Below are 11,768 nucleotides of genomic sequence, written 5' to 3' on the forward strand. Positions count from 1 at the left end.
GCCGGCTCCGGCACCCTGCCCGAATTCAGTACTGGTAGATCAGCTGGAAGCCCGTCGCCGGCTGTTCCGTGTCGAACCCACGCGGCGCGTGGATGCGCCGCCCGACGAAAAGATCCCAGCTCAAACCGCGATAGCTGCCGCGCAAACCGAGAACCGCGCCCGTCAGCTGGCGATGCCCCTCTTGCGTGGACGGTCCCGCGACACGGCCGATGTCCATCCCGAGGTACGGTGCGAGCGCCCCGAGCGGCAGCGTGAAGGTGTTGCGCAGGTACGCGCCGCGCTCACCGGCCAGCGTCTGTTCGCCATCGAAGCCCCGCACCGAATAGCGGCCGCCGATGGTGATCAGTTCGGCGGCGGGTAGATGGTCGGTGGAACGCTGCAATCGCAGGCTGCTATCCCAGATGGCCTGCCGTCCGGCGAGGTTCAGCGGTTGGCTCAACGAAAGGTCGAGCGTGGTCAGGCCGTAGCGGTTGGTGGGAAAACCCACCTGCGGGTCGTAGCCGATCCACTGGCTGCCGAACCATGGCGTGCCACGCTGGTAACCGAGGCGCGCGTCCAGCTGTGCCTGTCCGATGTAATGACGATGCACGAGGGCGAGTTCGGTGCTGGCGACCCGCTGGCGCTGGATGCCCACTTCGACACCCTGGATGTAGCTGTGCGCGTTGCGCGCGGCCAGCCGCATCTCCAGCGAGGTCTTGCTCGACGTGCCACGGGTGAGCAACCGCTGCACCGTGATGTCGCTCGACGTCGACGTGCCGGTGGAACGAAAGCGGCTATTGAACCCTTCGATCCATTGCCTGTAGCGATAGGTGGAGATCGAACCGCTGAAGGTCCACCACCCCCAGGGAACGCTGTACGTCGCGTTCTCGCTGAAGGTGCTGCCGCCGTCCGCATGGGTGAACAACGCATGGCCTGCGCCTATCGAGAAAAGGTCGTTCAGGCCCAGCGGATTGTCGAGGGACACATTGAGGTTGCCCTGGTTCTTGCCCGTGCCCTTGAGCCCCGAATCGCCCGCATCGACCACGACGTGCCAGCGGCGCGTGGTGTGCACCGTGAGCACCACGTCGGACTCGCCCACCTTCTCGGCCGGCGCGATATCCATGGTCACGTCCTGCGAAGGAACCCGCTTGAGTTGTTCGAGGCCTTGCTCGATCGCATGCAGGTTGAGCAGGTCGCCTTCGCGGATCGGGAACGCGGTGTGCCAGTCGAGTTCCGGTGAGCCGGGCGCGAAACGGATGTGCCGCAAGGTGCCGGGCACGAGCAACATGCGCAGGTGGCCCTGCGAGATGTCCTGGGCGGGCACGCCGACGCGGGTGGTCACGAAGCCACGCGCGATCATCAGATTGGAGAGCCGGCGTTGCAGCGCTTCCAGCCCGTCGCGCCCCACGCATTGGCCCACGAAGCGATCGAGGTAACGTTGCGCCCAGGCGAAATCCGCCACGCGCTCGCCTTCCAGGCGCAGGCTCTGCAGGGGAAAGCATGGCGTTTCCTTCGGCAAGGGCGCATCGAGCCGCTCGACATTCGTCGGCGGGCCTGCCTGGAACGGCGCGTCCTTACGCTCCGCCTCCTTCTGTTCGAGTTGCTGTGCGCGACGCAGCTGCTCTTGCTTGTCCAGCGTGGACTGCTGCGCCGGCACCGTACCGCTGGCACCGATCGCAAGCAGGGAAATCAGCCCGTATGTCGCCGTGCGCCGGCGACCTTCCCCTTTCAACCTCATGACCTACTGCTCCTACCGTCCTGGTATGAGGGACACGGGAACTCTCTCGAGTGGCCGTGCCCCGGCTCTTCGGGAACAGGTGATCGGCAGGAAGCGGGGGAACTTTAGGGCCCCTGTAAGGATGTGATGGGAGGCTATGGTGGGAGCCGACCCTGTCGGCGATGGGTGCTTGCCGTAATCTGGCCCGCTGCCGCGGGATCGCCGACAAGGTCGGCTCCCACCAGGGTGGTCGTGACTTGGCCCGCTGCCGCGGGATCGCCGACAAGGTCGGCTCCCACCAGGGTGGTCGTGACCTGGCCCGCTGACGCGGGATCGCCGACAGGGTCGGCTCCCACCGGATGGCGGTTCTCATCATCGTATTATGAAATCTGTTTTTATGATTGTGATATTTACATGTTTTCACCAGTAAACATTAAATTCATTGACAACGTTGTCATGCGCGGGAAAGACTCCATGGGTCTTTTCGCGCTACGACGGGGCCTCTCGTCCCCTGCGCGATCGCTTTCACGCACGGGGTAGTCGTCCATGGGGAAGGTGGTTAACCAGTCGGTGTTCGCGCATGCCGCGGTGTCGCGGCGGCCGGTGCTGGCGGCGGATGTCGGGGGGACCCATGCGCGTGTCGCGCTGGTCCTGGGCCGGGGAGATGCGCGGTCGCCCGTGCAGGTGCTGAGCCACCATCGTTATGTCGGCGCCGAATGGCCCAGCCTCGCGGCCATTCTCGATGACTTCCTGACCACCCATGCCGCTTTGGCTCCGCTCGGTATCGAGCGCTGCGCCATCGCCATCGCCGGCTACGTGCTGGGCGACCATGTCGCGAACAGCAACCTGCCCTGGCAGGTTTCGCTTCCGGAAATTCGGTCGGTACCGGGCATCGAGGCACTCGATGTGGTCAACGACTTCGAGGCCGTGGCCTACGCCAGCCAGTTCATCGACCATGCCGACACCACCACGATCCTTCCTGGCCTCGCGGACGGCGCTGGCGGCCCGGTACTCGTCATGGGCCCCGGTACCGGACTCGGCTCCGCCGTGCTCCTGCCCGGCGTGCCCTACGCGCAGGTCCTGCCGACCGAAGCGGGCCAGATCGCGCTCGCCCCGGGTAACGACCGGGAAATCGAGATCCTGCGGATCCTCGCGCGCACGCGCCCGTACGTCTCCTACGAATCGATCCTGTCCGGCCCCGGCCTGCTCGACACCTATCGCGCCATCGCGGAACTGTCGGGACGGGAAGCCACGCTCGCCACGCCCGATGCGGTGAGTGCGGCAGGCATTGCCCACGCCGATCCGACCGCGCACGCCGCGCTGGATGTGTTCTGCGGCGTGCTCGGCGGATTCGTCGGCGACCTGGTGATGCTGTACGGCGCACGCGGCGGCGCTTTCCTCGCCGGCGGATTCCTCCCGCAGATGCGCGATTTCCTCCTGGCCAGCCGTTTCCGCGAACGCTACTTCAACAAGGGCGTGATGCGTCCCTTCCTCGAACGGGTTCCGATACGCCTCGTCGAGCATGGGCAACTGGGCGTCGTGGGCGCCGCCACGCTGCACGCCGCGGCCCGCGTGGGCTCCAGTCACTGAACAAGCGCCGACCGGTGCCGCGCTACCCGTTCCAGTAAGGATGCGATCCGATGATCCAGGCTACGACGATCCGCACCGTGCGCCATTGGAGCTGCCTCTTCGCCATCGGGCTGGCATGCCTCGGTGGCGGCGCCGCCCACGCCACCGCTCCGCCCTTGATCCCGATACCGGCGGAAGTGCGCACGGCCAGCGGGGCATTCGATATCGACGCGCAGACGGCCATCGCCTTCGCGCCGGGCGACACGAAGGCCGAGGCGGCGGCCCGCTATCTCGCGGAGGAACTGCGCCGCAGCCGTGGCCTCACCCTGGCGGTGACGGCCACGGCACATCCCGCCGCCCACGCCATCGTGTTGCGCAGCGATCCCAAGGCATCCGTGGAGCAACGCGAGGGATACTCGCTGGATGTCGACGGCGACGGTGCCCGCATCGTCTCGCGCGACGCGGCAGGCCTGTTCTACGGAGCGGTGACGTTCTGGCAGCTTGCGACCGCCGATGGCAAGCACGGATCGACCCACGTTCCTGGCGTATCGATCCGCGACTGGCCGCGCTTCGAATGGCGTGGCCTCATGCTCGACGTCGCCCGCCACTTCCACGACGTCGCGACGGTGAAGCAGGTGCTCGACGCGATGGCGGAACACAAGCTCAACGTCTTCCACTGGCACCTCAGCGACGACCAGGGCTGGCGCATCGAGATCAAGCGTTATCCCCTGCTGACGAGCGTGGGTGGATGGCGGACTCCCCCGGGCGCGGGAACCCATGGCGAGCCGATGCGTTACGGCGGCTTCTATACGCAGGAACAGATCCGCGACGTGGTGGCCTACGCCGCCGCCCGCCACATCACCGTCGTACCCGAACTGGACATGCCCGGCCATGCGCAGGCGGCCGTGGCCTCGTATCCGGACATCGTCGGCGTCAACGGCGACCATCCCGCCGTGTCCGTGGACTGGGGAGTGAATCCCTATCTCTACAACGTCGATGAGAAGAGCTTCACCTTCATCGAGAACGTGCTCGACGAGGTGATGGCGCTGTTCCCGTCCACCTACATCCACCTTGGCGGCGACGAGGCCGTGAAGGACCAGTGGAAGAACTCACCGACCGTCCAGGCCAGGATGAAGTCGCTGGGCATCACCGACGAAAACGCCTTGCAGAGCTGGTTCACCGACCGCCTGGGCGACTACCTGGCGAAACATGGGCGCCGCCTGATCGGCTGGGACGAGATCCTCGAAGGCGGGCTCCCGCGCACGGCCTCCGTCATGTCATGGCGTGGCGTGCAGGGCGCCATCGACGCGGCCAGGAAGGACCACGACGTGGTGCTCGCACCGGCGGGCTGGATGTACTTCGACAACCTGCAAAGCGATCGTGCGGACGAACCCAATGGCCGCCTCTCGGTACTGGCGCTGGAGCGCGTCTATGGCTTCGAACCGGTGGACGCCTCGCTCACGCCGGAGCAGGCACGTCATGTGCTGGGTGCCGAGGCCACGCTGTGGAGCGAATTCATTCCGTCGGCGCGGCACATACAGCATGCCCTCTTCCCGCGCATGGATGCGATGGCCGAGATCGCCTGGTCGCCGCGCGAAACGCGCCATTGGCAAGGCTTCCTGCAACGCCTGCCCGCGCAGATGCGGCGTTACGCGGCGCTCGACATCGCCGCGTCCGACACCGCGTTCGCGCCGGCCATCCATGTGGACGGCGACGTCGCCCAGATCCTCCACGATGGGAAGGCGACCGTGCGCATCGATAACCAGGCCGCCTTCGGCACGCTGCGCTATACGACGGACGGAAGCGCGCCGGGGAAGGACGCCAGCACCTATACCGCGCCGTTCACGGTGAACCTTCCCACGACGGTGCGTGCCGTCACCTTCGCGCCCGATGGAACGGCCATCGCCGGCGTACGCATGCGAACGGTCGATCGCGACGATTTGCTGACGCGGCGCAATGGCGAGCTCATGAAGTGTCCCGACGGCAGCCTCGGCTTGCGCATGCCCCTGCTGCCGGACCTGGCCGCGATGGATACACCCGTGTACGACATCGACCTGTTCCATGCCTGCTGGGTCTACCCGAAGGCACCGCTGGACGGGATAACGGGGATCCGCATCGAGGCGGCGCGCCTGGCGCGCAATTATGGACTCGCGCACGAGCTGTCGAAGGTCGTGTCTTATCCCGCGAAAACGGCCAATGGCGAGCTGGAGGTCCATCAGGACAGCTGCACCGGCCCGATGTTGGCCAGCTTTCCGCTGCCGGAAGGCAACGCCTTGGGCGAGCCGATCGTGCTACACGGCAAGCTGCCTGCGCTGCACGGGGAACACGACCTCTGCCTGCGCGTGACCGCACCGACGGACGGGCCGCTGTATGGTCTGGGCTCGGTGAAGCTGACAGGAAGCCATCCACGATGATGTACGCACGCCTTGCCCGCCGCCTGTTTGCCTGTGCCACCGCCGTCACGCTCGCCGGTGCCGTGCACGCGGTGGAATCGGCCACGCCGGAACAAAAGGCGAGCAGCCTCGTCGCCCGCATGAGCCTGGACGAGAAGGTCGCCCAGTTGCAGAGCGCTGCGCCTGCATTGCCGCGGCTCGGCATTCCCGCCTACGAATGGTGGAACGAAGGCCTTCATGGGGCGGCACGCGCCGGCTACGCCACGGTGTTTCCCCAGGCCATCGGTCTCGCGGCGGGTTGGCATCCGGAGCTGATGCGGCAGGTGGGCGAGGTCGTCTCGCGCGAAGCCCGCGCACGGTTCGATGCCATCGGCGCGGGACACGATCACGGCCGCTACGAGGGCCTGACCATCTGGTCGCCGAACGTCAACATCTTCCGTGATCCTCGGTGGGGACGTGGCCAGGAGACCTACGGTGAGGACCCCTACCTCACCGGCAGGCTCGCCGTGGCATTCGTGCAGGGCATCCAGGGACCGGACCCGGCGCACCCACGCGCCATCGCCACGCCCAAGCACTTCGCCGTGCACAGCGGTCCCGAAGCGGGACGCCACGGCTTCGATGTCGATGTTTCCCCCTACGATCTCGAAGCCACCTTCCTGCCCGCGTTCCGCGCGGCGGTGACCGAAGGCCAGGCGGGCTCGGTCATGTGCGCGTACAACGCGCTGCACGGTACGCCGGTGTGCGCCGACAGCGGACTGCTGGGCGACATCCTGCGCAAGGGCTGGGGATTCAAGGGCTATGTCGTGTCCGACTGCGACGCCGTCGACGACATGACGAAGTTCCATTACTACAAGGCGGACAATGCCGCTTCGTCGGCCGCCGCGATCAGTGCGGGCACCGACCTCGATTGCGGATATGCCTATGCCGGGCTGGCCGAGGCCGTCAAACGCGGGGACGTCGGCGAGTCCGTCCTCGACGCCTCGCTCGTCCGGTTGTTCGCGGCGCGATATCGCCTTGGTGAACTCGGAGCCTCCACGGCGAAGCCCTCCACCATCGACGTAAAGGCGAACGCGGCGCTTGCCCTGCGCGCGGCGCTGGAATCGATGGTCCTGCTGAAGAACGACGGCGATACCCTGCCCTTGCGAGGCACGCCGCGCATCGCCGTGATCGGGCCGAACGCCGATACGGTGGAGACACTGGAAGCCAACTACCACGGCACGCCGCGTGCGCCGGTCACGCCCCTGCAAGGCCTCCGTGCACGATTCGGCGCCGACCGCGTGAGCTATGCGCAGGGATCGCCCGTCGCGGCCGGGGTGCCGGTGCCCGTGCCGGAGACGGCGCTGCGGACGAGCACCGCCGCCGATGCCGCCGTTGGCCTCACCGGCGAATATTTCGACAACGTGGCCTTCGACGGCGCACCCCGCACCATCCGCGTGGATCGCAGCGTCAATTTCGATTGGGACCACGTCTCCCCCGCGAACCTCCCCAAGGGCCGTTACGCCGTACGCTGGACCGGTGCGATCGTGCCGCCGGGCCCCGGCGACTACACGTTGGCCGTGCACGTCGAGCGTTGCTTCGATTGTGCCGGTCACGATGCCGTGCGGCTCTTCGTCGACGGCAAGCCGGTGATCGACGATAAGGGCGACGACAAGCACGCGCAGGCGACCCTGCATTTCGACGACACCCGCCCGCACGACGTGCGCCTTGAGTTTGTCCATGGCGGCGAAGACCAGGGCGTGCGCCTGCAATGGCTGGCGCCCGCCGCCGCGCAACTCGCCGAGGCCGGACATGCCGTCGCAGCGGCCGATGTCACGCTGGCCTTCGTCGGACTGTCTCCCGATGTGGAAGGCGAGGAGTTGCACGTCGATGTCCCCGGCTTCGACGGCGGCGACCGCACGGACATCGGTCTTCCCGCTCCCCAGCAGGCCTTGCTGGAGCGCGCGGCCGCGAGTGGCAAACCGTTGGTCGTCGTGCTCATGTCGGGAAGCGCGGTCGCGCTCGACTGGGCGAAGGAACATGCGTCGGCCATCGTCGCCGCCTGGTACCCCGGGGAAAGCGGCGGTACTGCCATCGCACAGGTACTGGCAGGCGACTACAACCCGGCCGGCCGCTTGCCCGTGACGTTCTACCGGTCGGTGCGCGACCTGCCTCCGTTCACCAATTACCAGATGAAGGGCCGCACCTACCGCTACTTCGAGGGAACGCCTCTGTATCCCTTCGGCCGTGGGCTCAGCTACACGCGTTTCTCCTACGCCAAGGCCAGCGCGTCTACTGCCGGTATCGACGCGGGACAATCCGTCACGGTGAGCGTCGAGGTGCGCAATAGCGGGCAGCGCGCGGGCGACGAAGTGGTGCAGGCATATCTCAGCTATCCGCCGGACGATGCGCTCGCGCCGAAACGGTCCCTTGTCGGCTTCCAGCGCGTGCATCTCGCGCCGGGCGAAAACCGCCGCGTGACCTTCGAGCTCGATCCGCGCCGCATGAGTTCGGTGGACTCTACCGGTCAGCGAGCGGTCCTGCCGGGCGACTACGGCGTCTTTCTCGGCGGAGGCCAGCCGGGCGACGCCGCCGGTGAGCGTGCCGGTTTCACGATACGCGGACGACAGGCGCTGCCGCGATGACAAGGCATCGCATAAAGTATCCGACCCTCGCGCGGCTTGCCATCGCCTTGGCGATGTTCGGCGGCACGGTTCCCTCCGCCTCCGCCAATCCGCCGGTCAGCGTCTCCGGCGCGCACTTCATGCGCGAGGGCAAGCCGTACCAGATCATCTCGGGCGACATGCATTTCCAGAGGGTACCGCGCGAGTACTGGGCCGACCGGCTGCGCAAGGCGCGTGCGATGGGCCTCAACACGGTCACCACGTACGTGTTCTGGAACCTGCTGGAGCCTTCGCCGGGCCGTTTCGATTTCAGTGGCGGCAACGATGTCGCCGCCTTCGTGAAGGCGGCCCAGGCCGAAGGCTTGAACGTGATCCTGCGACCCGGTCCGTACATCTGCGGCGAGTGGGACGCGGGCGGCTATCCCGCGTGGTTGTTCGCCGATCCCAGCCTGCGCGTGCGTTCGCGCGATCCGCGTTTCCTGGCTGCTTCCGATCGATACCTGCAACGTCTCGGCAAGGAGCTGGCACCGCTGATGGCGAGCCACGGTGGACCCATCATCGCCACCGAACTGGAGAACGAGTACGGCTCGTACGACGACGACAAGGTCTATCTCGTCGACATCCGCGCGATGCTCAAGCGCGCGGGGCTCGCCGATGATCTTCTGCTCACTTACGACGGTCCGGACCTGCTCGCCCACGGCACCTTGCCCGATGTCACCGCGGTGATCGATTTCTCGCCAGGCGAGGCGAAAAAGAGTTTCGAAATGCTCGAGCGGTTCCGTCCCGGATCGCCACGCATGGCGGGCGAGTACTGGGCCGGCTGGTTCGACCGGTGGGGCGGGAAGCACGCCGCGACGGACGCGAAGCAGCAGGGCGACGAACTGGCCTGGATGCTCGAACAGGGTTATTCGGTGAACGTGTACCTCGTGCACGGCGGCACCAGTTTCGGCTTCATGAACGGCGCGAACTTCCAGGGTGGCCCCGCGGATCACTACGCACCGCAGACCACCAGCTACGACTACGACGCCGCGCTCGACGAAGCCGGGCGGCCGACGCCGAAGTTCACGCGGTTCCGCGACATCATCGCCAAGGCCACGGGAGTGACACCGCCTTCCCTGCCCCCGTCGCCTCCCGTGCGCGCGCTTCCCGCATTCTCCCTGGGTGAATCCGCATCGCTGTGGGACAACCTGCCCGCCCCGCAAGCCTCCGACCTTCCCAAACCCATGGAAGCCTACGGTCAGGCCTATGGCTACACGCTCTACCGGACCACGGTACACGGCCCCTTCCACGGCTCGCTCTACCTCGGCGACGTCCGCGACTATGCAGCCGTCTATCTCGACCGCCAGCCGCGCGGCACGGTGGAGCGTCGGCTGAAGCAGGTGGCTGTCGACATCGACATGGCGGCGGGCGAGCACACGCTCGACATCCTGGTCGAGAACTCCGGGCGCGTGAACTACGGACCCCACCTGGAAGACGGCCGCGCCGGGCTCGTCGATCCCGTGATGCTCGGCGAAACGATCCTGCATGGCTGGCAGGTGTTCCCGCTGCCGATGTCTTCGCCTGACACATTGCGCGGCTGGACCACCGGCGGGGTCGAGGGCCCCGCCTTCCATCGTGGAACGGTCACGGTCGACACGCCGGCGGATACCTTTCTCGACGTTCGCGCCTTCGGCAAGGGCTTCGCCTGGCTCAACGGTGTCAACCTCGGCCGGATCTGGTCCATCGGGCCGCAACACGACTTGTACGCTCCCGCGCCATGGTTCCGCCACGGCGTGAACCAGGTGGTGGTGTTCGATTTCGATACCCGCCACCAGCCCGTCATGCGTGGCGTGGACCGGCGCCTGTGGTCCGACCCGCCAAAAACGACGCCCTGAATCCTTCCCCGTTCGCGCCGCCATCAAGGAGATCCGTTCGATGACGAAGCCCCCCTCCCTCCGCCGCCTGGCCGCCTGCCTCGCTGTCGCCCTGATGGCATCCCTGCCCGGCGCCCCGCGCGCTGAATCGTTCACCGACGTGAAACCGTCGGCCCAGCAGGTCGCATGGCAAGACCTCGAATTCGGCGTGATCGTCCATTTCGGCACGAACACGTTTCTCGATCGCGAATGGGGCGATGGCACCGCGCCGGCCTCCGTGTTCCATCCCGACAAGGTCGATCCGGACCAGTGGGCGCGCGCGGTGAAAGCCGCGGGGGTGCGCTATATGGTGCTGGTCGCCAAGCACCATGACGGCTTCGCGCTGTGGCCCACCGAACAGACCGACTACTCGGTGAAGGCCAGCCCCTGGAAGGGTGGCAAGGGTGACCTCGTGCGCATGGCCTCGGATGCGGCGAAGAAGAACGGCCTCGGCTTCGGCGTCTACCTTTCGCCGTGGGACCGGCACGATCCGCGCTACAAGGATTCGGCGGCCTACGACAAGTACTACCTCTCGCAGATGGAGGAGCTGGTCCAGCATTACGGCCCGCTGACCGAATGGTGGCTCGACGGTGCCGGTAGCGCGGGCCACGTCTACGACTTCGCGAAGTACGTGGAGACTCTGCGCACCTACCAGCCGAACACCATGGTCTTTGCGGACATGGCCTTGTTCGACTACGGCGACATCCGCTGGGTGGGTAACGAACAAGGCGTGGTGCAGGGTGAGAACTGGAACGTCATCGACCGGCACGGGCAACTTCGCTGGCGGCCGCTGGAAGTGGACACGCCGCTGCACAAGAACCATTGGTTCTTCAGTTCGAAGCCGGATTTCGCCACGTCGTTGAAGACGGTCGACGAACTCATGGACAACTGGGAGAACAGCGTCGGCAAGGGTGGCCAGTTCATGTTGGGCGTCGCGCCCGACACGCACGGCCTGCTACCGGACGCCGATGTGCGGCGACTGGCGGAGTTCGGCAAGGCGCTGAAGGCGCGTTATGGCGACGAGGCCAACCTGGCGGTGAAACATGGCGCGGTCGACGACAACGTCGCCGCGGCGCTGGACAACGACCCGGCCACGTTCTGGTCGGCCCCGGCCGGCTCGGCGAATGCCACGCTCGAGGTCGACCTCGGCCGCGACGTGACTTTCGACCACGCCATGAGCATGGAGTGGCTGGACGGTGGGCAGAACGTCCACGGCTATGCCGTGCAGGTGTGGGACGGCAAGGGATGGAAGACGGTCGCGCAGGCGCAAGCCATTGGCCACATGAAGATCGATGCCTTCGAACCGGTGACCGCGCGGCGGGTGCGCTTGAACATCCTGTCAGCCGTGGGGACGGCGCGGATCCGTGAGTTCAAGCTGTTCAAGGTGGGGCGCTGAGGGGCGTCCCTGGTCGAATGACGAGGGGGCCCGTTATCGCCGCTGAAGCGGCTCCCACATTTCACCAGCCCAGCCATGTGTGGGAGACAGTTGCCATATTTCGCTGTCCCAGCTTCGTATGGGAGCCGGCTGCCACATCTCGCTGTCGCGGCTTCGTATGGGAGCCGGCTGCGACATCTCGCTGTCGCGGCCTTGTGTGGGAGCTGTCTCTTATACACATCT

At 66.5% G+C, this 11,768-nt stretch carries 6 protein-coding genes; 5 read left to right on the top strand and 1 reads right to left on the bottom strand.

The genetic code is table 11. From position 1 onward, the window contains the following. Positions 1-25: 25 nt before the first annotated feature. Positions 26-1,717, bottom strand: a complete 1,692-nt coding sequence (locus tag ACR9ZJ_RS08680; protein ID WP_481287539.1) for a ShlB/FhaC/HecB family hemolysin secretion/activation protein — start codon at positions 1,715-1,717, stop codon at positions 26-28. A 525-nt stretch (positions 1,718-2,242) separates the two neighbouring features. Between ACR9ZJ_RS08680 and ACR9ZJ_RS08685 the strand changes: the two genes are divergently transcribed. Genes ACR9ZJ_RS08685 through ACR9ZJ_RS08705 form a run of 5 tightly spaced genes read left to right on the top strand, consistent with a single transcriptional unit; the run spans position 2,243 to position 11,546 of the window. Continuing rightward, positions 2,243-3,286, top strand: a complete 1,044-nt coding sequence (locus tag ACR9ZJ_RS08685) for a glucokinase (protein WP_481279785.1) — start codon at positions 2,243-2,245, stop codon at positions 3,284-3,286. A 50-nt stretch (positions 3,287-3,336) separates the two neighbouring features. Beyond that, positions 3,337-5,679, top strand: coding sequence for a beta-N-acetylhexosaminidase (locus tag ACR9ZJ_RS08690; protein ID WP_481287540.1), 2,343 nt, complete (start codon positions 3,337-3,339; stop codon positions 5,677-5,679). Further along, positions 5,676-8,279 (top strand): glycoside hydrolase family 3 protein, encoded by a 2,604-nt coding sequence (locus tag ACR9ZJ_RS08695; RefSeq protein WP_481287541.1) that lies wholly within the window; start codon positions 5,676-5,678, stop codon positions 8,277-8,279. The genes ACR9ZJ_RS08690 and ACR9ZJ_RS08695 overlap by 4 nt, the downstream gene beginning before the upstream one ends. Next, complete coding sequence (locus ACR9ZJ_RS08700) at positions 8,276-10,132, top strand: glycoside hydrolase family 35 protein (protein WP_481287542.1); 1,857 nt, start codon at positions 8,276-8,278, stop codon at positions 10,130-10,132. Before ACR9ZJ_RS08695 ends, ACR9ZJ_RS08700 begins: the two co-directional genes overlap by 4 nt. Positions 10,133-10,172: 40 nt before the next feature. Continuing rightward, on the top strand, positions 10,173-11,546 hold the full coding sequence (locus ACR9ZJ_RS08705) for an alpha-L-fucosidase (RefSeq protein WP_481287543.1): 1,374 nt from the start codon (positions 10,173-10,175) through the stop codon (positions 11,544-11,546). Positions 11,547-11,768 lie beyond the last annotated feature (222 nt).

Source organism: Luteibacter sp. KNZ12-1A, from assembly GCF_056755675.1.

Coding starts and splice junctions, on each gene's coding strand:
- ACR9ZJ_RS08680 (WP_481287539.1), bottom strand. CDS start 1,717: ATGAGGTTGAAAGGGGAAGGTCGCCGGCGCACGGCGACATACGGGCTG.
- ACR9ZJ_RS08685 (WP_481279785.1), top strand. CDS start 2,243: ATGGGGAAGGTGGTTAACCAGTCGGTGTTCGCGCATGCCGCGGTGTCG.
- ACR9ZJ_RS08690 (WP_481287540.1), top strand. CDS start 3,337: ATGATCCAGGCTACGACGATCCGCACCGTGCGCCATTGGAGCTGCCTC.
- ACR9ZJ_RS08695 (WP_481287541.1), top strand. CDS start 5,676: ATGATGTACGCACGCCTTGCCCGCCGCCTGTTTGCCTGTGCCACCGCC.
- ACR9ZJ_RS08700 (WP_481287542.1), top strand. CDS start 8,276: ATGACAAGGCATCGCATAAAGTATCCGACCCTCGCGCGGCTTGCCATC.
- ACR9ZJ_RS08705 (WP_481287543.1), top strand. CDS start 10,173: ATGACGAAGCCCCCCTCCCTCCGCCGCCTGGCCGCCTGCCTCGCTGTC.